The organism is Rhodococcus sp. G6(2025) (assembly GCF_058628105.1).
In genome coordinates, this window is record NZ_CP179750.1 from 5,957,839 (window position 1) to 5,977,876 (window position 20,038).

A 20,038-nucleotide genomic window follows, 5' to 3' on the forward strand; every position below is an offset into this window, starting at 1 on the left:
TCCCGGTCCACAGGAGGCAACATGTCCACCACCTTCCGCACCGCCGTCGTCCGCACCACGGGCGGTCCCGACTCCATCGAGATCATCGACGTACCCGTCGTCGAGCCCGGGCCGGGCCAGGTCCGGGTCGAGATCGCCGGGGCCGCGGTCAACCCCGTCGACCTGGCGCTCGCCGCCGGGGTGTTCCACCGGCTCGGGCTGATCGACCAGCCCGACCACACCGGCCTGGGCTGGGACTTCGCCGGTACCGTCACCGCGGCTGGTCCGGACGTCGACATCCCGGTCGGCAGCCGCGTCGCGGGGCTGGTCGCCGGCTTCGACCGGGACTTCGGCACGTACGCCGAGCAGCTGGTCGTCCCGGCGAGCGACACCGCTCTCGTGCCGGACGGCCTCGACCTGGCCACCGCCGCAACGGTTCCGCTCGGCGGCCTCGCTGCAGACCAGCTGGTCGATCTGCTCGGTGACGGTGGAGGCCGGAGCCTGCTGGTGACCGGGGCCGCTGGAGCGGTCGGGGCGAACGTCGTGACACTCGCCCAGGACCGCGACTGGCGGGTCACTGGACTCGCCCGCGCCGAAGACGAGAAATTCGTCCGGGGCCTCGGCGCCGACTTCACCACGGAGGCGGCGCGCGCCTGGGACGCGGTGGCCGACGGTGCCGCACTCCAGGAACAGGGCCTCACGCTGGTTCGCGACGGCGGCGTCTTCGTCGGCGTGCAGCCGGGCGCGGCACCGGCAGGGGAACGCGGCGTCACCGTCCGGGTGCTGGTGACGCAGCCCGACGGTGCCCGGCTCGCCCAGCTCCTCGACTCCACCGCGAGCGGCCACCTGCCGGCGCGGGTGCACGCCGTCGTACCGCTCGATCGGGTCGCCGACGCCCACCGCGTGATCGCGCGGGGCGGCGTACGCGGGAAGTACGTCCTTCAGCCCTGATCTTCGCCATCCCGGCCGCAACGTTCCAGGGACGACGCTCGACTTTCCGCAATGATCGACGGCATGGAGAACACGAGCGCCGCACCATGCGACACGGTCCGAGAGTCCTACTCGGCCAGATCCCAGGAGTACACGGACCTCTTCGGCTCCGTGAGTTCGACACACCCCTCCGATCGGGCCTTGGTGAGCAGCTGGGCCGCCACCCTGACAGGTCCGGTAGTCGACGCCGGGTGCGGTCCGGGGCAGTGGACGGATTTCTTGGCCGAGTGCGGACTGGCGGCGAGCGGGATCGATCTGGTTCCCGAGTTCGTCGAACGAGCTCGCCTGCAGTATCCCCACCTCTCCTTCGACATCGGCGGCTTCGAGACAGTGGACGCCGCGGACGAATCACTCGGTGGTGTGCTGTCGTGGTACTCGCTCATTCACCACAGTCCGCAGGACATCCGGACTCCGCTCGCCGAGTTCGCGCGCGTGATTCGGCCGGGCGGCGGGTTGTTGGTGGGCTTCTTCGAAGGAGCAACCGTGGAGACCTTCGACCATGCTGTGACCACTGCCTATCGGTGGCCGGTGGCGGAACTCGGCCAGGAGTTGGTCACGGCCGGCTTCGAGGTGATCGAGACCCATACACGAACGGGGAGCGGCCACAGGCCGCACGGCGCCATCACCGCACTCCGGCAGCACACCCGGTGAGATCCCTTCTCGGGCTGGAGAATTGCTACCCGGTTTGCCGGAGGCCGGTACGGGCAAGGCAGATGTCGGCAAGCTCGTCGAGCGACAGGGGAAGCACCCGGGCGAGGGCCGCGACAGTCGTGAATGCGGGTGTCGCCATCCGCCCGGTCTCGATCTTGCGCAGAGTCTCCGGGGAGATCCCCGCCTCCTGCGCAACCTCGGCGAGGGTGCGATCCCCGCGCGCCTGCCGTAGCTGAAGACCGAGGCGCTTACCTGCGGCCAGCTGTTCCGGAGTCAAAGGAAGACGCACCATGCGAGCAGTCTAACTCCGCAGCGGTATGAAAATACCTATACATCGTCTAGGGTGGTATTTTAATACCGATTTTGGCCTATCAGGAGGAGTAATTGGTGCTGGAACTGAAAACACCACAGGAGATCGCTGCGATGGACGTCACCGGCACGTTCATCGCCGAGTTGCTCGACGATCTCGAACACCGCGCGGGCCCGGGTGTGAATCTGCTCGAGCTCGAAGAACGCGCCCGCCAGCTGATCGCCCAGCGCGGCGCCACGTCGTGCTACTGGGACTACGCGCCGTCATTCGGGCGCGGGCCGTTCCGCAACGTCATCTGCCTGTCGGTCAACGACGCCGTACTCCACGGCCTGCCGCACGACTACGTGCTGCAGAACGGAGACCTGCTGAGCATGGACATCGCAGTGTCCATCGACGGGTGGGTCGCCGACTGTGCCCGCAGCATCATCGTCGGTGATCCACGACCCGAGGACGAGCGCCTCATCGCAGCCACCGAGAAGGCCCTGACAGCCGGCATCGCCGCCGCCGTACCCGGCAACCGGCTGGGCGATATCTCTGCCGCGATCGGCGCGGTCGCCGCCGAGTACGGGTACCCGGTCAACACCGAGTTCGGTGGTCACGGGCTCGGACGAACCATGCACGAAGATCCGCACGTATCGAATACGGGACGTGCGGGCCGGGGACTCACACTGCGACCGGGACTGACCCTCGCCCTCGAACCGTGGTTCGCCGCCGGCACGGACAAGATCGTCTACGACCCCGACGGGTGGACCATCCGCTCGGCCGATGGATCGCGCACCTCGCACAGCGAACACACCATCGCGATCACCGACGGCGCGGCGCTCGTGCTCACGCGCCGGGAACACGTCGCCGCATCCGCACTGTGATCAGTGGCGTCAGCGCCCGGTGGCGCCGAGGGCGTCGGAGCGTCCGGATGCCAGGCGGGACCATTGCGCGGTGGGCCGTCCGTCGGTGCGCATGATGTCCCTCGTGCCGGGCTCCCAATGCTGGGGCCAACCGCTCGGCGAATCCTCCCACGTTTCCTGACGGCCGTACGCGGTCATGTCGAGCAACCCGTACGTCGGAGCCATCGGTTCCAGACCGCGGCCGCTGGTCCAGAACGTCTCGAACACCCTGTCATCCTGTCGCAGATAACAGACCAGAGGCGCCGGGGACCGTGGGCGATCGCCGAGCAGGGCATCCGCCGCATCCTGCGCGGAATACCAGGGCACGTCCCAACCCATGAAGTCGCGGTAGCGGACGCTCACGTCGTACGGTCCCTGGCACAGCGTGGCGTACGTGACGTCGCGCGAGTGCAGGTACGACAGCTCGCGCACCTGGCCGTTGAAGAATGTGCAGCCCTCACATTGTTCGGCCGCGGGGTGGCCGGCGTGCCACATGTGGAAGTACGCGATCAACTGGCTGCGGCCCTCGAACACGTCCAGCAGCGGGACCGGCCCGTGCGGGCCGACCAGGGTGATGGCGGGGTCCACCTCGACCATCGGCAGTCGCCGGCGGGCCGCAGCAATCGCGTCGCCTTCGTGGGTGTGCGTCTTCTCCCGGACCCGCAGCGCATCCAGTTCGGCCTGGTAGGTCGCGCGGTCGACGACGGACGGGGTTGTTTCCGTGTTCACGACACTTTCCTTCCTCTTGGTGGGCTTTCACCTCACCGACGAAGGATTCCGTCCAAGATCGACAACAACCGCACAATGATCTCGAGATTTCTTCAGAGCTCGCGCAGGCGGCCGGTCAGGTAGCGGCGCTCGGCCTCGGTCGGCGCCAGCTGCAGGGCTTGCTCGTACGCTGCCTCGGCCTCGGCGGGGCGGCCGTCCCGGCGGAGCAGATCGGCCCGGGTCGCTGGCAGCAGGTGGTAGCGGTCGAGCCGGCCGGATGCCGTGATCTCGTCGACCAGGGCAAGGCCGGCCGGAATGCCGTCGGCCATCGCGACCGCCACGGCGTGGTTGAGATCCACCACCGGGGACGGCGCCAGTCGCGCCAACTCGGTGTACAGGGCCGCGATCTGCGGCCAGTCCGTGCTCGCCGAGTCAGGCGCGGTGACGTGGCAGGCGGCGATCGCGGCCTGCACCTGGTAACCACCGATGCGCCCCGATGCCAGCGCCTGGTCCAGCGTTGCCACACCTTCGGCAATCAGCGCATGGTCCCACCGAGACCGGTCCTGGTTCTCGAGGGTGACCAACGCTCCGTCGTCGGTGCGCGTCGCGCGCCGGGACTCGTGCAGCAGCATCAGCGCGAGAAGGCCACGCGGCTCCGGTTCCTGGGGCATCAGCCGGATCAAGAGCCGGGCCAGGCGGATGGCCTCGGCCGTGAGGGCCCGCCCGTCCTCCTCGTCGTAGCCCTGGTTGAAGATCAGGTAAAGCACCGCCAGAACCGCGGCCAGTCGCGGTGAGAGCACCTCGACGGGCGGGACCCGGTAGGGAATCCCGGCCTCGTGGATCTTGCGCTTGGCGCGGACCAGGCGCTGCGCCATCGTGGACTCGGCGGTCAGGAAGGCCCGGGCGATCTCGGCGGTACTCAGACCGGCCAACGTCCGCAGGGTGAGCGCGACCCGCGCCGGAAATGGCAGCGCCGGATGGCAACAGGTGAAGATCAGCCGCAGCCGCTCGTCGGGGATCTCGTCATGCGGCTCGTCCGGGTCGCGGGTCAGCACGGCGAGCTGGCGTACCTTGCCCGCACCTGCCGCGTCGCGGCGCAGCCGGTCGATCGCGCGGTGGCGCGCCGTCGTGGTGAGCCAGGCGCCGGGGCGGCGCGGAACGCCGTCGCGCCGCCAGTTCGTCAACGCGGAGGCGAATGCGTCCTGAGCACAGTCCTCGGCCAGATCCCAATCCCCCGTCAACCCGATGAGAGTCGCAACGACCTGCCCCCACTCGTCCCGGAATGCCGCATCGACCGCCGCACGCACTCGGTCATCGGGCGCAGTCATTCCCAGACGGGGCGGATTTCGACGCCGCCCCAGCGCGCGTAGGGATGGCCGGCAGCGATCTCGATCGCCTCGTCCAGGTTCGCGCACTCGACGATCACGAATCCGCCGACGAAGTCCTTGGTCTCGGCAAACGGCCCGTCCGAGACCAAAGTCTCACCGTCGCGGACCCGGACCGTCGTGGCATCCACCACCGGTCGCAGCCGCTGGCCGACGAGCATCCCGCCGCGTCGTTGCAGATCCTCCCACCAAGTCTGATGCACCGGATCCGCCGCGAGCTCCTCGTTCGTCGGCGATACCGACTCGTCGTCGCAGATCAGTAGCACGTACTTCATACCTGCGATTTTGCCTGACCGGTGTCACGGCGGGCGCCGGATCGGCCTACGCCGGCGTCCGGACGACGGTGAGCGCGGACTGCTGGCGGAGGGTGAAGCCGAGACTTTCGTACAGGCGGATCGCCGTCGTGTTCGCCTGCGCGGCGTGCAGGAACGGTCTTTCCCCGCGGGCGCGGATCCCTGCTCCCACGGCGCGCACGAGCCGGGCACCGAATCCGCGGCCCCGGAAACGCTCATCGGTGCAGACCGCGCTGATCTCCGTCCACCCGGGCGGATGCAACCGCTCGCCCGCCATGGCCACCAGTTCACCGTCGACACGAAAACCGAGATACGTCCCCATCTCGATGGTCCGCGGAAGATACGGTCCGGGCCGGGTGCGGCCGATCAGGTCCAGGATCTCGGGGACGTCCGCCGCGCCGAGCACCTCGGCGTCGGGGTCCGGTGCGACGTCCAGCGCGGTGCCGTCCATCTGGACCAGGCCGAAGGAGTCCACGACCTCCCAGCCCTGAGGCGGGGTGTGCCCGAATCCGCGCAGAGCGGCCGTCGACGACGACCCGAGCAGTGCCGCGAGATCCGCCCACTCCTCGTCGCCCAGCGTCGCCGGGTGGCCCACGTGCGGCGCGACGTCCGGGTGGTACCGCGCCACCCGGCCCGACCATGTGGCGAAATGCGCGTGCGCCCCGCGAAGGGATTCACGGATGGCGTCGTCCAGGGGATGAACGTCTGTATCGGCCGGCGCCGTCAGTTCCGTGGTCATCTCACCCCGTGTCAGGACGCGACGGTGCGCAACCAGCGGAACCGGCTGCGGTGGAACACGATCGGCTCGATCTCCGACTGCACCCTGAGCTCGTTGATCCGCAGGACCACGATCGCGTGATCCCCCGCGGGCACCTGCTGGGTGACGGTGGTGTCCAGCCACACCGATGCTCCGTCGATGAACAGCGCACCGCCGTCGGTGGTTTCGGTGTCGAGGCCCGCGAACCGGTCGCCGGTCTTCGCGGCGAGCACACGGGCGGCGGCGTCGTGCGCCTCACCGAGCACGCTGATCCCGACGTGGGCGAGGTCCGCGAGTTTCGGCCATGTGGTGGACGTGTTCTGCACGCAGAACGCGACCAGTGGCGGCTCCAGCGACACGGGCACGAACGTGCTCGCCGCCATCCCGACGCGCTCACCGTCGACTTCGGCGCAGACGGCGACGACGCCGCTCGGGAAATGTCCGAACGCCTCCCGGAGCGAAGTCTTGTCCAGTGTGCCGTCTGCCTGCGTCATGAGAGTTCCGTCCGGGTCCGGGCCGCCGCGGTCAGGATCGAACCCCATCGCTCGGCGTAGTCGGTGATACGTGTGTCGGTCGTGTAGGTGGTGTCGATGAGGTACAGGCCGGGAGCGGGGGCCGTCGCGCCGAGTTCGACGAGCACCGGCTTGAGCAGCAGGTCCGGCGCCATGGCGTGCGCGGGCCCGGCCCCGAGCATCAGCGGCACCACCACGACGTCCTTCAGGCCGTCTCCGGTCGCGAACTGGTCGAGGAACAGCTTCAGCACGCCCGTGTACGACGCCTTGAACGTCGGGCTGGCGAACACGACGAGGTCCGACGACGCCACCGTCTCCACGGCCGCCGCGACCTTGTCGTCACCCCACCCGAGCAGACCTGCCCCGAGTTCGATCACGTCGACCGTGGAATCCGCGGCGGCGCCCGTGACCGCGGTCGCGACCAGACCGGCTGCATCCAACGTCCGCGAACCGGGCTTGGGATTGCCCGCCACTACCGTTACCTTCATCGCTACATCACCTCTCGCGTGTCTACCCTGCCACCCTAGAGCACGCAGCCGGTCCGGTCGAATACCGCAGGGCAGGAACGGAAGTCGGGACACTCCCCTTCGAATCACGGCGATCCGAACCATTCCGCGCGGCGCCCGGAGGCGCTACCTTGCCCGTGGCCACACTCCGTGGTCATCCGATCGATCGTGGGGATTTTCCGTGAAGTTCAGCCGTTCTCTCGCCCTTGCCGCCGTGCCACTCCTGGCGGCACTGACTGCGTGCTCCGGTGGATCCGGCAGCGCCGACGGCGACACGGTCCGGATCGGAACCACCGAGGCCGGCGACCGCTCATGGGAGATCTTCGAGGACAAGGCGAAGGACGCGGGTATCACGCTCGACGTCGTGAACTTCTCCGACTACTCGCAGCCGAACATCGCCCTGTCGCAAGGGCAGATCGACGCCAATCTCTTCCAGCACCTGCAGTTCCTCGGCGAGTACAACACCGGCGCGGACGACGACCTCACCCCGATCGGCGCCACCCAGATCGTGCCGCTCGGCCTGTACTCGCAGAAGCACCAGAGCCTCGCCGACATTCCGCAGGGCGGCGAGATCGCGATCCCCAACGACCCCAGCAACCAGGCTCGTGCCCTGTTCGTGCTGAAGGGCGCCGGCCTGCTCACGCTGACCGGCGACAACCCATCCCCCACGCCCGCCGACATCGACACGGCTGCGTCCAAGGTGAAGGTAACCCCGGTCGACGCCGCCCAGACGGCGCTGTCGCTCGCATCCGTCGACGGCGCGATCGTCAACAACACGTTCCTCGAGCGTTCGGGCATCGACCCCCAATCGGCTCTCTACAAGGACGACCCGTCCAGCCCCGCCGCCGAGCCGTACATCAACACGTTCGTCACCCGCGCCGAGGACAAGGACAACGCGACGTACCTCGAACTCGTGAAGATCTGGCACGACCCCGAGATCCAGGCCGCCGTGCGCGAGGAGTCGAAGGGAACGTCGGTCGAGGTCGAACGCGACGGTGCCCAACTGCAGCAAATCCTGTCGCGGGTCGAAGAGGGAATCCGTTCGGCCAAGTAGATGACACCGATCGTCCGATTCGAATCCGTCACGAAAACCTTCCAGTCGGGAAAGAAGACCCTCACCGCTGTCGACGCCGTGGATCTCACCATCGAGAGGGGTGAGATCTTCGGGGTCATCGGCTACTCGGGCGCCGGGAAGAGCACGCTGGTTCGGCTGATCAACGGCCTGGAACGCCCGACCAATGGGCGTGTCGTCGTCGACGACGTCGACATCACCGCGCTGTCGGAATCGAAACTCCGGCACGTGCGCGCGAAGATCGGGATGATCTTCCAGCAGTTCAACCTGTTCCGCTCGCGGACCGTCGCCGGGAACGTGGCCTACCCCCTCGTCGTGGCCGGCTGGCCGCGACAGAAGCGCCGCGAACGCGTCGCCGAACTCCTCGAGTTCGTGGGCCTCTCCGACAAGGCACGGGCCTACCCCGACCAGCTGTCCGGCGGGCAGAAGCAGCGCGTCGGGATCGCCCGCGCGCTCGCGACGTCGCCGGACCTGCTGCTCGCCGACGAGTCCACCAGCGCCCTGGACCCGGAAACCACACAGGACGTACTCCGCCTGCTCCGCAAGGTGAACCGGGAACTCGGGGTCACGATCGTGGTGATCACGCACGAGATGGACGTCGTCCGGGCCGTCGCGGATCGTGTCGCCGTGCTGGCGGAGGGTCGCGTCGTGGAACTCGGCACGGTGTTCGACGTCTTCTCCGAACCCCAGGCGCCGGCGTCGAAGAGCTTCGTGAGCACGATCCTGCGTAACCGCCCGGAGCCCGCCGACCTGGAACGGCTGCGGTCGCGTTTCGGTGGCCGGATCGTCACCGCCGACGTGCGGGACGGCAGCCGGATCGGCGACGTCCTCTCCGACGCGGGAGGGCACGGCGTCCGGTTCGAGATCGTCTACGGCGGCATCACCACCCTGCAGGACCGCTCGTTCGGCAGTCTCACACTCGAACTCGTCGGTCCGGACGACGGCGTCGACGACGTGATCCGCCGGTTGCGGACCGTCACCGACGTCGAGGAAGTACAGGCATGACCACGAACTGGGACAAGCTGCGCCCCGTACTGTTCGAATCCATCGGCACGACCGTCTACATGGTGGTGATCACCCTGGTGGTCGGTGGACTGATCGGGCTCGTGGTGGGCACGCTGCTGTATGCCACGCGGAAGGGCGGGATTCTCCAGAACACGGCCGCCTACACTGTGCTGAACATCCTGGTGAACATCGTTCGGCCGATTCCGTTCATCATCCTGCTCGCCGCACTCGGGCCCGTGACCCTCGCCGTGGTGGGCCGGACCATCGGAACCGAGGCCGCGATCTTCGTGATGATCATCGCGTCGTCGTTCGCCATCGCCCGCATCGTGGAACAGAATCTGGTGACCGTCGATCCCGGCGTGATCGAGGCTGCCCGCGCGATGGGCGCGGGACCCCTGCGGATCATCGTCACCCTGCTGATCCCGGAAGCCCTGGGCCCGTTGATCCTCGGCTACACGTTCGTCCTCATCGGCATCGTCGACATGTCCGCGATGGCGGGGACGATCGGCGGCGGCGGACTCGGCGACTTCGCCATCGTCTACGGCTATCAGCGCTTCAACTGGCAGGTGACCCTCGTGGCCACCCTCGTCATCATCCTGCTCGTCCAGGCCTCCCAGTTCTTCGGCAACTGGCTGGCGCGAAAGGCGCTGCGCCGCTGACCCGTGAGTACTTGTCAACCGCCCGCGGTTAACAAGTACTCACGGGAGGCGGAGCCTCAGTTCGCGGCGACGTTCCCGCGTCACCGCGCCGCCGCTCAACGTAGGAGCCGAACCGACGAGGAGCGCCGTGTACGGGTGCTGGGGATCGGAGATCACCTGATGGGTGGGCCCGTCCTCGACGATGTTTCCGCGGTACAGCACGACGATCCGGTCGACCAGCGCCGCGACCGCCCCGAGGTCGTGCGAGATGAACAGCTGAGCGAGTTGCCGCGAGTGCCCGAGTTCGGTGAGCAGTTTCAGGATCTGGATGCGGTTGACCGAGTCGAGGGCGCTGACCGGTTCGTCGAGCAGCAGCAGCGCCGGATCGAGGACGAGGGCCCTCGCGATCGCGATCCGCTGGCGCTGCCCACCCGACAGGTCGGCGGGAATCCGCGCCGCGATGTCGGCGTCGAGTCCGACACTGCTCAGTACCGCTGCCACCCGCGACCGCACGAAACCCCGGTCGAGTCCGCCCCGCACGAGCAGTCCCTCGGCGATCGACTCGCCCACCGGAATGTCCGGATCGAGGCTCAGTAGCGGATCCTGGAACACGTATTGCACGGTCCCCGTGCGGCGGTGCGCCCTGCGGTGCGCCGTGGACAGGTCGTCGACGCGCTGCCCGCGGATCTCGATCGTTCCGGACGTGGGAGTGATCAGACCGAGAATCGTGCGGGCCAGTGTCGTTTTCCCGGAGCCGCTTTCACCGATGAGTCCCACCTTCTCACCGGCATCGATGGTCAGGCCGACGCCGTGCAGGATCTGCTTGCGGGCCCCGCGGGCCCCGCGCTCCACCCGGACGCCGGTCATGCGCAGCAACGACTCAGACACGAGCCGCCTCCTTTCCGGTGACCGACTCGAGCCCGTACTCCCGATGGTTCTCGACGAGTTGGCGGGTGTAGTCGTGCCGGGGCGCGGTGAGCAGGTCCTCCGCACGCCCGGACTCGACGACGGCGCCGTCCCGCATCACGATCACGCTGTCGCAGACCTGAGCCACCACGGCGAGGTCGTGGGAGACGAGGACGAGGGCGAGGCCCAGTTCGTCACGCAGGTCCTCGAGGAGGTCGAGCACCTCGGCCTGAACGGTGACGTCCAGGGCGGTGGTCGCCTCGTCCGCGATGAGGAGTTCCGGTTCCGCGGACACCGCGATCGCGATGAGCACCCGCTGGAGCATTCCTCCGGACAGTTCGTGCGGGTATTGGCGGTACACGGTGTCGGCGTCGTTCAGCCCCATTTTCCGGAAAAGTTCGACGCCGCGCCGCCGGGCGTCCGCGCGGGACAGCCCCAGGGTCGACCGGAGTGCCTCGGCCAGTTGTTCACCGACCCGGATGGACGGGTTCAGATAGGACGCCGGGTCCTGGAAGACCGCCGAGATGCGGGTACCCCGCAGCGGCCGCCAGTGTTTTCGACCGAGGTCGGTGAGTTCGATGCCGTCGAAATCGATCGAGCCTGCGGTGACGCCGATTCCGCCGGGCAGGATTCCGAGGATGGCCCGGCAGGTCAGCGACTTACCGCTGCCCGATTCGCCGACGATCCCGAGGGCTTCGCCGCGCGCGAGGGAGAAGTCGACGCCGTGGACCAGTTCGGTTCCGTCGTCGAGTGCGATGCGCAGATCGCTCACGGTGAGCACCGGAGTGTCGGGACGCGTGGTTGCGGGTGCCGACGGGGCATCCAATGTGTCAGTGGACATCCGAGGTGACCTCCTGTTTCCTGCGGGCGCGTGGTTGGGGTCGGCCGGTCGCATCCCGCAGCGCGTCGGCGATGGCGTTGAGTGCCCAGACGGTGGCCACGATCAACAGGGCGGGCACGACCGGGCCGAACGGAACCTGGTAGAGGTACTGCAATCCGCTGGCGAGGAGTCCGCCCCAGGTCGGGTCCGGCGGAACGACCCCGATCCCGAGGAACGTCAGCGAAGACACGATGACGAGGCTGGCTCCGGTCATCGCCGCGAACGTCACCCCCACCGCCGGCAGCACCTTACGCACCGCGTGGCGACGGATGATCCAGGACGTGTCGGCCCCCATCAGTTCGGCGGCCTCGACGTACTGGGAGTTCGCCACCGTCAGCGCCGCGGCACGGGTGACCCGGTAGAACGCGGGTGCGATGAGGATGCCGACCGCGAACATCGCCTGCGCGAGCCCGTTTCCGAGCAGCGCGGTCATCGCGACGGCGAACACGAGGAACGGCAGCGTGATGAGCGCATCCATCAACCGGAGGGTGAACCATTCCACGCCGCGCCCGAGGTACACCGACAGGAAGCCCGGGATCACGCCGAGGAGGAATCCGACCACCACGCACTGCAGTGCGGACAGCACCGACACGGTCGAACCCGCCAGCAGCCGGCTGAACACGTCCCGTCCGACGTTGTCCGTCCCGAGCCAGTGAGTTCCGCTCGGGCCCTGCAGGATTGCCGACGTGTCCTGCTCGAGCGGGTCGAACGGCGCGAGGGCGGGCCCGAAGACCGCGAGCACCACGATCAGCCCGAGAACGACCACCGCTGCGCGAGCGGAGTGATAGCGCAGGATTGCTGTGAGCATGGGATTTCAGTCTCTCCGCTTGGTTGCCGGCTGCAGCGCGCTCTGCGCGATGTTGACGACGATGTTGCAGAACAGCACGAACACGATCGCCACGACAAGCGTTCCCTGGACGATGGGAACGTCTCCGCGCAGCGCGGAGTCGGCGGCGAGGCGACCGAAGCCGGGCATGGAGAACATGGTCTCCATCACGACGGCGCCGCCGATGAGCGTGGGGATCTTCATGCCCAGGATGGACAGCGCGGGCCCGCTGCCGTTACGCAGTGTGTGCACGAACAGGATCCGGGCCGGACTGATGCCCCGGACCACCGCGCCGGTGACGTAGTTCTGGTCCAGCTCCGCGACCAATCCGGTGCGGAGTTGTCGCGCGATGTCGGCGACGACGTCCATGCTCAACGCGATCGCGGGCATGATGATCAGCGACAGCCAGCGGCCGAAGTCCTCGTCCGGCGGGACGTACCCGGCCGACGGCAGCCAGTGCAACCCGACGCTGAGGACGAGGATCAGTCCGATCGAGATGACGAACGGCGGCAGCGTCGAGGCCACCGACGTGTAGGCGGTGATCAGCCGGTCGAGCAGGCTGCCCTTGTAGACGGCGGCGAGCACCCCGAGTCCGACGCCGAGGACGAGTCCGATGACCAGAGCCACACCCGCGATCGAGGCACTGACGGCCAGCCGCTCACCGATCAACTCGCTGACCGGGATCTTGCTGAACCACGAGACCCCGAGGTCGCCGCTCAGCATGCTCGACATCCAGTCGACGTACTGCTGCCAGACCGGCTTGTCCAGCCCGAACTCGGCGTCGATGCGGGCGATCGTCTCCGGGGTCGCGGCGTCGCCGGCGATCCCGGCGGCCGGATTCAGCCCGCTGGCCGCCCCGAGCAGGAAGGTGATCAGGGTGGAGAACAGGAAGACCGGGACCACGATCAGCACGGTGCTCAGCACGACCCGCACCGCCGCGCCGAGCGCACCCGCCGGCATCGGGAGAGCGAATGTTCTCCCGGTGCCGGCGGTCTGGACGTCTGCGGTGGTCACGAGACCGTGACGCCTTCCCACCGCACCTGGGACGGCAGGATGTTCAGGTTCTTCAGGTCCGGGTTGGACACGATGATCCACGGATTGCTGAAGATGTAGTTCGTCGGCGACTGCTCGACCCCGACCTTGACGGCCTGCCACAGCCGCGGCTTGTACTCCGGGTCCTCGAGGGGCGTACGACGCACGGCGTCGAGGGCGGCAGTGAACTCCGGCGACGCGTGCGGGCCGCTGAGGTTCATGATGCCTTCCGGACCGTAGACGGCGAGCAGGTTCTGCACCGGTGATTCACGCCCGATGGTGCCGTCCGTCGCCAGCTGCGGGTTCTTCGCGATGTAGACCTCGCTCTGCCACGTCGACGATCCCGGCGGCACCACCTTGATCGTGGATTCGACGCCGATCTTCTTCAGCTGCGACTGCACCAGCTCTGCCCGGTTGGTGGCCGCCGACTGCGCGGTGATTTCGAGAGACAGCTGTCCGGGCCCAAAGCCCGCCTCGGTGAGCAGACGAGCTGCCTTGTCGGGGTCGTAGTTCCAGAGCTTCTCGATCTCGGGGTTGAAGGCGAGGTACCCGCTGGGGAACGGCTGGCTCGTCGTGCTGCCCAACCCGTTCGTGATGACGTCGACGAACGCCTGGCGGTCGAATGCGTAACGGAACGCCTCGACGACCTTCGGATTGTCGAACGGGGCCTTGTTGAGGTTGATGGAGACGTCGTTCGCGGCCAGCGACGGCTTCACGGTCACATCGAGACCGGCGGCCTCGGCTTCCTTGGACTGCAGGGCCGGTAGCGTCGCGAAGTCGATGGAACCGGACTGGACACCGGCGACGAGTGTGGCCGGGTCCGGGGCGACGCTGAGTTCGAAGTGATCGATGTGGATGTTCTCCGCGTCCCAGTAGTTCGGGTTCTTCTCGAAGTACGCGTGGTCCTCGGCGACGAAGTCGGTGATCGTGAACGGACCGGCCCCGACCGGCCACACGCTGAGCTTCTGCGGGTCGGCGGCCGCGGTCGGGCTGGCGATGGCCCCGGTACGCCCGGCGACCAGGTAGGGGATCTGGTAGTCGGCGTCGGCGAGGTGCAGCGTGACGTCGGTGGCGCTGTCGGCCGTGACCTCGGTGACGCCGGCCAGCTGATCGCGGAGGAAGGAATCGTCCTGGGTCTTGCCGCGATCGAAGAACGCCTTGACCGCCGGGGCGTCGAGGATGGTCCCGTCGGAGAAGGTGAGACCGTCACGCAGGGTGAAGGTCACGGCGGTGCCGTCGGCGTTGTACTTCCAGCTCTCGGCGAGTGACGGTTCGACGTTGCCCTCGGCGTCGAGCCGGGTCAGCGACGCGTACGCGAGGCTGATCGTGTTGATGTCGTTTCCGGTCCGGCTCGTCACCGGATCCCAGGAGGTGGGGAGGTTGAACGCCCACTTGACCTCGGCGCCGTCCGAGCTGCTGCCGCCGCCGCACGCGGTGGCAACGAGCCCGACGATCACTCCGAGTATTACGGCGCCGACGATCCGCCGGCTCTTCTTGCTCACTGGGTGCTCCTGACCATGCAAGGGGGGGTGGTGATTCAGACGCTCGCGGACAGCGATGCGGTGGTGCCGGGCAGCGGGGCGGGGTCGACTCCCTCACGCCGCGCGCGGGTGTAGCGGTTCTCCGCGAAGGGCAGACCGAGGTTGCCGCGCAACGTGTTCTGCTCGTAGTCCTCCCGGACGACCCCGCGCTCGCGCAGGATCGGCAGCACCTCGTCGACGAAGCGCTGGAACTGTGCCGGGTGGCCGATGTGGATGTTGATGCCGTCGAGGGCGTGGCCGTCCAGCCAGCGTTGCAGTTCGTTCGCGACGGTCTCGGCGCTGCCCGTGAACGGCGACGTCTTCGGTGCGCTGAGCGCCTCGACGGTCTGCCGCAGTGTCAGCCCGCGGTCGGCGGCGAGGTCGGCGATCTTCTTCGCCTGCGTGTAGAAGCTGCGCTCGGCGTGCTGCAGTGCCTCGGCGGGGAACGGCGCGTCGAGGTCGTACTGCCGGAAGTCGTGCCAGCCGAATGGCCGGCCCAGTTCCCGGAGGGACTTTCCGAAGTCGTTGTCCGCCAGCTGGGTTGCACGTTCGATCTCGCGGGCGTCGGCGTCGGTGTCGCCCACGGTGACGGTGACTCCCGGCAGGATCACAATGTCCTCGGGAGCGCGCCCGTAGGCCGCGGCGCGGGTCTTGATGTCGGTGTAGAACGCCGCGCCCGCCTCGAAACTCGGCGCGTGCGTGAAGATCCCGTCGGCGATCCGCGCTCCGAGGTCGCGGCCCTGGTCGGAGTCGCCGGCCTGGAAGATCACCGGCTGCCCCTGCCGCGAGCGTTCGATGTTGAGCGGGCCCACCACCGAGAAGTGCTCGCCCCGGTGGTCGAGGGTGTGCAGCTTGTCTGCGTCGAGGAAGCGGCGGGCCTCCCGGTCGCGCGGAAACGCGTCGTCCTCGTAGGAGTCCCACAGAGCCTTGACGACCTCGACGTGTTCGAGGGCCCGGCCGTAGCGGGTGGCGTAGTCGTAATGCTCCTCGAGTCCGTAGTTTCCGGCGGTACCCGAGTCGCCACTGGTAACCACGTTCCAGCCGGCACGGCCGCGGCTGATCAGATCGAGGGACGCGAACCGTCGCGCGAGGTTGAACGGCTGGTTGAACGATGTGGTCAGTGTGCCCACGAGCCCGATGTGTTCGGTGGCCACCGCGAGCGCCGACAGCAGCGTCAGCGGCTCGAGCCGGTTCAGGTAGTGCGGGGGCGAGTCGGGGGTGATGAATTGGCTGTCGACGATGAACACGAGATCGAACCGCGCCTGCTCGGCCAGCCGCGCGTACCGGATGTACCAGTCGATGTCGACGCTCGCGTCGGCGGGAATCTCCGGGTCCAGCCAGGTGTACGGGTGCCCGGGACCACCCGTGGGGGTGAGGACAGCTCCCAATTTCAGTTGCCGTCTCGTCATGTTCTCGCTCCTTCGTCGTTCGCCGTCAGGCACCTGCCTCGGCACGCCGCGTTGAAGTGTATGGAGCAAACAGACGCGTGCAGAGTATTAAATTCTCGATGTTTCAAAACATATTTCGTATGTCCCGCAGGGCTGTCGAACAAAGTCCGATCAGTCGAAGAACTCGCGCGACGACTCCGCGACGGCCACCGCGACGACGTCGGCGAGTTGCCCGATCAGGTCCGGGTCGTCGGGCAATTGGGTGGCCGACAGGCGTAGGAGTTGGCGTGCGGGCGCCTGCACGAACGAGCGGGATCCGGCCCCCACCGAGATGCCCTGCCGCGCCAACGCGACGAGGGCCGCGGTCTCGTCCGACACCGTTACCCACACGACCAGACTGTGCGGGCCCGCGAAAGCCTCGATGCCACGGTCGATCAGCGCCCCCAGCAGCGACGTGCGTCTGGCGGCGTAGCGCTCGTGCGCCGCCGTGACCGCGTGCTCGGCGTCGGCGCTGCCGATCAGATGGGCGAGGGTGTTCTGCAGGATCCGGCTGTTCGAGCCGACTCCGTGGCTGCGCACCTTCATGGCCTTCTCGATCAGTTCGCGGGACCCGCCGAGAACGGAGGTCCGCACGTCGATCCCGTATGCCTTGCAGTAGCTGCGGATCCGGACGACACGCTGCGGCAGTACCGATCCCAGAGAGGGAGGCTGCTGCGGTTCGAGCGGTCCGATCGAGTCGTCCTCGACGACCCACACGGCCGGATGCCGCCGCAACACCTCGGTGAGTTCACTCGTGCGCCGCGCGCTGACCGCATGGTCGACGGCGAACGGCGCACCGGGCTGGAACACGAAAGCCACCGCGCCGGCGGTCAGGGCCGCGTCGAGAGCGTCCGGCCGGGGGCCGTCGCGGTCGGCGCCGACCCCGACCGCATCCAACCCCAGGTCGCGGAGGGTGTCGAGAACACCCGGGCCCAGGGGCTCGTCGACGGCCACCATCGAACCGGGTGGTGCCGCCGCCTCCACGGCCAGCAACAGCGCCTCGGTGCCACCGCCCGCCGTGGCCCAGGCCTCCGGTTCGAACGGCCAACCCGGCGCGACGGCATTCCGCAACCGCTCGGTCATCAGTTCCCGGCCGAACACATTCAATGTCTCGGCGTCCAGACTGGACAACAAAGCGTCGGACAGGGAGGGCTGCAGCGCCAGGTCCGGTGCATTCTGCGCCAGGTCGACGCCACGCCAGTCCGGTATGCCACGCTCGGGCACGCTGTCGAGCGGCGGAAGAACAACGGTGCCGCCGCGGCGACGGGTCTGCACGAACCCCTGTTCCTGCAACCGGCCCCACGCGTTGACGATCGCACCGACACTGAGATCGGTCGATTTCGCGAGTGCGCGGACGGTCGGCAGGCGATCGCCGGGGCCGAGCTCACCCGACCTGATGAGGTCGGCGACGGCATCGGCCAGTTCCGCGGTGCGGCCGTCGATCTTGTCGAGCAACCACTCCGGAGCTATCGTCTCCGACTCCAGCACCGCTGACATCCACACCCCTTCGATCGACAACCACTACCGCCCCCGCGCCCCGCGAGTCCGGGTCACTGCGCGAGTGCCCCGGCCGGTTCGCGGAGGATGATGTCGGGCGTCCCGGGCAGGCGGAGACGCTCGAGGAACTGCACGATCTCAGCGGCGACCGACCGGTGGGACACGTCGTTGAGGATGTCGTGCAGCCCCTCGTGAACGACGACGACCCGGGCGTCGGGCAACGCGGACGTGACGGCCAGGACGTCCGCTGCCGGGCTCAGTACGTCGGCGCCGCCGTGCACGACGAGGACGGGAACCTGCACGTGGGTCAGCGAATCGGCCGTGGCGACCGGCGTTTCCGCACCGAGCGTTCCCCGCTCGAGAGCGTCGGCCGACGACAGGACCCCCCGATGCACGGGACACGCGGAACGGATCTCGAGTTCGCCGTCCCACTCTCCGGTGAAGGCGTCGGCGCCCGCGACGAGAAGACCCGCGGCCACCACACCGGACACGGCCGGATGCGTCGCGGCCAGGTCGAGGGCGGTCAGGGTGCCGCTGTCCGACCCGACGAGGGTGACCGGAAGATCGGTCTCCGCATCGGCGATCACCCGAGCAGTCGCCGCGGGATCGTTCTCCACCACCGCGACACGGTAACCGTCGAAGGCGATCCGGCGGGCGAACCGGCGGTACACGTGAGCATGCTCACCGCGGCCGGCGACCACGATCACCGAGCCACGCACAGTCGCTTCGGGTTCCAGCCAGTCGATGTCCACTGATTACCTCATTCGGGGGATTGTTCGCAGGATTGACTGCGTCACCCTGACCCACACGCGCGAGGTCGAACAAGACTAATGCTCGAGCAGAACAAAACGCGTGCCTTCTCGCCGCGCTTCGTGTTTTGTTCCGAACATATTCGTTTTGCTCTGCCATTCACCCGCTCTGCCATTCACCCAGAAGTATCGACGAAGGGACAGACACACCGATGCCCGAGACCACAGGGTTCGCGACCCGGCAGGTCCGCACCGGCTATCAACCCGGAACGCCGCAGAACACCGCGATCCCCCCGATCTACCAATCGGTTGCCTACGATTTCGGCAGCTTCGAACAGGCACGGGACATCTTCTCCCTCCGCCGGAAGGGAAACCTGTACAGCCGCACCGGGAATCCCACGCAGGCCGTGTTCGAGCAGCGCCTCGCCGATCTCGACGACGGAGTCGCCGCCCTGGCCACGGGTTCCGGGCAGTCCGCTGTCGCGGTCGCCCTCCTCACGCTCGCCAAGTCCGGACAGCACATCGTCGCGGCGCGGCAGCTGTACGGGGGAACCGTCGATCTCCTCACCGACACCTTCGCGGACTTCGGGATCGAGGTCACGCTCGTCGATCAGGACGACCTCGACGCCTGGCGTGCGTCCGCGCGTCCGGAGACCCGGGCCTTCTTCGCCGAGACGATCGGCAACCCCGTCGCCTCCGTGCTCGACGTCCGGGCCGTGGCCGACATCGCGCACCAGGCGGGGGTCCCGCTGATCGTCGACAACACGATCGCCACCCCGTATCTGCTCCGCCCGAAGGACTTCGGAGCCGACATCACCGTGTACTCGGCCACCAAGTTCATCGGTGGGCACGGCAGTTCGCTGGGTGGTGTGATCGTGGACCTCGGCACGTTCGACTTCGGCGCGGAACCGCAGCGGTGGACCCAGTTCACCGAGCCATACCCGCGCATCGGTGACCTCGTGCTATGGGAAGAGTTCGGCCGCGAACGCAGCGCCTACCTGGTCTACGCGAAGACGAAGATCGTCCACGATCTCGGTCCCGCACTGTCCCCGTTCAATTCGTTCCAGCTGCTTCAGGGGTTGGAGACGCTGGACCTGCGGCTGGAACGGCAGGTCGGTTCGGCGCTGGCGATCGCACACTTCCTCGACGGCCATCCCGCGGTCGCCAAGGTCAACTACCCCGGATTGCCGGACAACCGGTGGCACGCTGCCGCCCAACGGTATCTGCCACGCGGCGCCGGCTCGGTCTTCTCGTTCGATCTCGCCGTCGACGACTCGAAGGTGGCGAAGTTCATCGACTCGCTGCAATTGTTCGCCATCGTCGCCAACATCGGCGACGCCCGTTCGCTGGTAGTACACCCCGCCACCACCACGCACAGCCATCTCGGCGACACGCAACTCCGCGACGCCGGATTCGGCTACCGCACCGTCCGATTGTCGATCGGACTGGAAAACCTGGAGGACCTCGTCGACGATCTGCGTGCTTCGCTCGACGCCATCACGGAGGAATGA

At 67.9% G+C, this 20,038-nt stretch carries 22 protein-coding genes; 7 read left to right on the forward strand and 15 right to left on the reverse strand.

From position 1 onward, the window contains the following. The first annotated feature begins 21 nt into the window (after positions 1-21). Positions 22-930, forward strand: coding sequence for an NADP-dependent oxidoreductase (locus ACLIVD_RS27570; protein ID WP_283331214.1), 909 nt, complete (start codon positions 22-24; stop codon positions 928-930). A gap of 63 nt (positions 931-993) precedes the next feature. After that, the gene (locus ACLIVD_RS27575) at positions 994-1,620 is read left to right on the forward strand and encodes a class I SAM-dependent methyltransferase (RefSeq protein ID WP_283331213.1); all 627 of its coding nucleotides are present in this window, start codon (positions 994-996) and stop codon (positions 1,618-1,620) included. A 25-nt stretch (positions 1,621-1,645) separates the two neighbouring features. Here ACLIVD_RS27575 and ACLIVD_RS27580 read toward each other — a convergent pair whose 3' ends face one another. Beyond that, positions 1,646-1,912 carry a helix-turn-helix domain-containing protein gene (locus ACLIVD_RS27580; protein WP_009474442.1) on the reverse strand — a complete coding sequence of 89 codons (267 nt, stop codon included), beginning with the start codon at positions 1,910-1,912 and terminating at the stop codon, positions 1,646-1,648. A 95-nt stretch (positions 1,913-2,007) separates the two neighbouring features. Here ACLIVD_RS27580 and map point away from each other — a divergent pair, with 95 nt between their 5' ends. Next, the gene (gene map, locus ACLIVD_RS27585) at positions 2,008-2,796 is read left to right on the forward strand and encodes a type I methionyl aminopeptidase (protein WP_280782043.1); all 789 of its coding nucleotides are present in this window, start codon (positions 2,008-2,010) and stop codon (positions 2,794-2,796) included. Between the two features lie 9 nt (positions 2,797-2,805). Here the strand turns inward: map and ACLIVD_RS27590 are convergent, their stop codons facing one another. From ACLIVD_RS27590 to ACLIVD_RS27615, 6 genes are all read right to left on the reverse strand, one after another. Then, positions 2,806-3,543, reverse strand: coding sequence for a DUF899 family protein (locus tag ACLIVD_RS27590; RefSeq protein ID WP_283331212.1), 738 nt, complete (start codon positions 3,541-3,543; stop codon positions 2,806-2,808). Between the two features lie 92 nt (positions 3,544-3,635). Beyond that, a complete protein-coding gene (locus ACLIVD_RS27595; RefSeq protein WP_283331211.1) occupies positions 3,636-4,850 on the reverse strand; it encodes an RNA polymerase sigma factor in 1,215 nt (404 codons plus the stop codon). After that, positions 4,847-5,182: a YciI family protein gene (locus ACLIVD_RS27600; protein ID WP_283331210.1), complete on the reverse strand. Its 336-nt coding sequence runs from the start codon at positions 5,180-5,182 to the stop codon at positions 4,847-4,849. Before ACLIVD_RS27600 ends, ACLIVD_RS27595 begins: the two co-directional genes overlap by 4 nt. Positions 5,183-5,228: 46 nt before the next feature. Continuing rightward, positions 5,229-5,939, reverse strand: coding sequence for a GNAT family N-acetyltransferase (locus ACLIVD_RS27605; RefSeq protein WP_283331209.1), 711 nt, complete (start codon positions 5,937-5,939; stop codon positions 5,229-5,231). Positions 5,940-5,950: 11 nt separating this feature from the next. Next, positions 5,951-6,451, reverse strand: coding sequence for a flavin reductase family protein (locus tag ACLIVD_RS27610; protein ID WP_007300445.1), 501 nt, complete (start codon positions 6,449-6,451; stop codon positions 5,951-5,953). After that, positions 6,448-6,957, reverse strand: coding sequence for an NADPH-dependent FMN reductase (locus ACLIVD_RS27615; protein ID WP_280782048.1), 510 nt, complete (start codon positions 6,955-6,957; stop codon positions 6,448-6,450). Before ACLIVD_RS27615 ends, ACLIVD_RS27610 begins: the two co-directional genes overlap by 4 nt. Before the next feature lie 199 nt (positions 6,958-7,156). Between ACLIVD_RS27615 and ACLIVD_RS27620 the strand changes: the two genes are divergently transcribed. Genes ACLIVD_RS27620 through ACLIVD_RS27630 form a run of 3 tightly spaced genes read left to right on the forward strand, consistent with a single transcriptional unit; the run spans position 7,157 to position 9,711 of the window. Next, positions 7,157-8,029: a MetQ/NlpA family ABC transporter substrate-binding protein gene (locus tag ACLIVD_RS27620; protein WP_283331208.1), complete on the forward strand. Its 873-nt coding sequence runs from the start codon at positions 7,157-7,159 to the stop codon at positions 8,027-8,029. Continuing rightward, positions 8,030-9,052: a methionine ABC transporter ATP-binding protein gene (locus tag ACLIVD_RS27625; protein WP_280782050.1), complete on the forward strand. Its 1,023-nt coding sequence runs from the start codon at positions 8,030-8,032 to the stop codon at positions 9,050-9,052. It begins immediately after the preceding gene. Continuing rightward, positions 9,049-9,711 carry a methionine ABC transporter permease gene (locus ACLIVD_RS27630; protein WP_283331207.1) on the forward strand — a complete coding sequence of 221 codons (663 nt, stop codon included), beginning with the start codon at positions 9,049-9,051 and terminating at the stop codon, positions 9,709-9,711. The genes ACLIVD_RS27625 and ACLIVD_RS27630 overlap by 4 nt, the downstream gene beginning before the upstream one ends. 39 nt (positions 9,712-9,750) lie before the next feature. Here the strand turns inward: ACLIVD_RS27630 and ACLIVD_RS27635 are convergent, their stop codons facing one another. From ACLIVD_RS27635 to ACLIVD_RS27670, 8 genes are all read right to left on the reverse strand, one after another. After that, positions 9,751-10,578, reverse strand: coding sequence for an ABC transporter ATP-binding protein (locus ACLIVD_RS27635; RefSeq protein WP_283331206.1), 828 nt, complete (start codon positions 10,576-10,578; stop codon positions 9,751-9,753). Then, complete coding sequence (locus tag ACLIVD_RS27640; RefSeq protein ID WP_283331205.1) at positions 10,571-11,437, reverse strand: ABC transporter ATP-binding protein; 867 nt, start codon at positions 11,435-11,437, stop codon at positions 10,571-10,573. Before ACLIVD_RS27640 ends, ACLIVD_RS27635 begins: the two co-directional genes overlap by 8 nt. Next, on the reverse strand, positions 11,427-12,284 hold the full coding sequence (locus ACLIVD_RS27645) for an ABC transporter permease (RefSeq protein ID WP_283331204.1): 858 nt from the start codon (positions 12,282-12,284) through the stop codon (positions 11,427-11,429). The genes ACLIVD_RS27640 and ACLIVD_RS27645 overlap by 11 nt, the downstream gene beginning before the upstream one ends. A 6-nt stretch (positions 12,285-12,290) precedes the next feature. After that, complete coding sequence (locus tag ACLIVD_RS27650) at positions 12,291-13,316, reverse strand: ABC transporter permease (RefSeq protein ID WP_283331203.1); 1,026 nt, start codon at positions 13,314-13,316, stop codon at positions 12,291-12,293. Further along, positions 13,313-14,836, reverse strand: coding sequence for an ABC transporter substrate-binding protein (locus ACLIVD_RS27655; protein WP_283331202.1), 1,524 nt, complete (start codon positions 14,834-14,836; stop codon positions 13,313-13,315). Before ACLIVD_RS27655 ends, ACLIVD_RS27650 begins: the two co-directional genes overlap by 4 nt. Before the next feature lie 35 nt (positions 14,837-14,871). Next, on the reverse strand, positions 14,872-16,263 hold the full coding sequence (locus ACLIVD_RS27660) for an LLM class flavin-dependent oxidoreductase (RefSeq protein WP_283331201.1): 1,392 nt from the start codon (positions 16,261-16,263) through the stop codon (positions 14,872-14,874). Between the two features lie 150 nt (positions 16,264-16,413). Continuing rightward, on the reverse strand, positions 16,414-17,778 hold the full coding sequence (locus ACLIVD_RS27665) for an aminotransferase class I/II-fold pyridoxal phosphate-dependent enzyme (RefSeq protein WP_283331200.1): 1,365 nt from the start codon (positions 17,776-17,778) through the stop codon (positions 16,414-16,416). 53 nt (positions 17,779-17,831) lie between these two features. Further along, positions 17,832-18,530 carry an alpha/beta hydrolase gene (locus tag ACLIVD_RS27670; RefSeq protein WP_283331199.1) on the reverse strand — a complete coding sequence of 233 codons (699 nt, stop codon included), beginning with the start codon at positions 18,528-18,530 and terminating at the stop codon, positions 17,832-17,834. A 209-nt stretch (positions 18,531-18,739) separates the two neighbouring features. On the opposite strand from ACLIVD_RS27670, the gene ACLIVD_RS27675 reads away from it, so the two are divergent. Next, the gene (locus ACLIVD_RS27675; protein WP_283331198.1) at positions 18,740-20,038 is read left to right on the forward strand and encodes an O-acetylhomoserine aminocarboxypropyltransferase/cysteine synthase family protein; all 1,299 of its coding nucleotides are present in this window, start codon (positions 18,740-18,742) and stop codon (positions 20,036-20,038) included.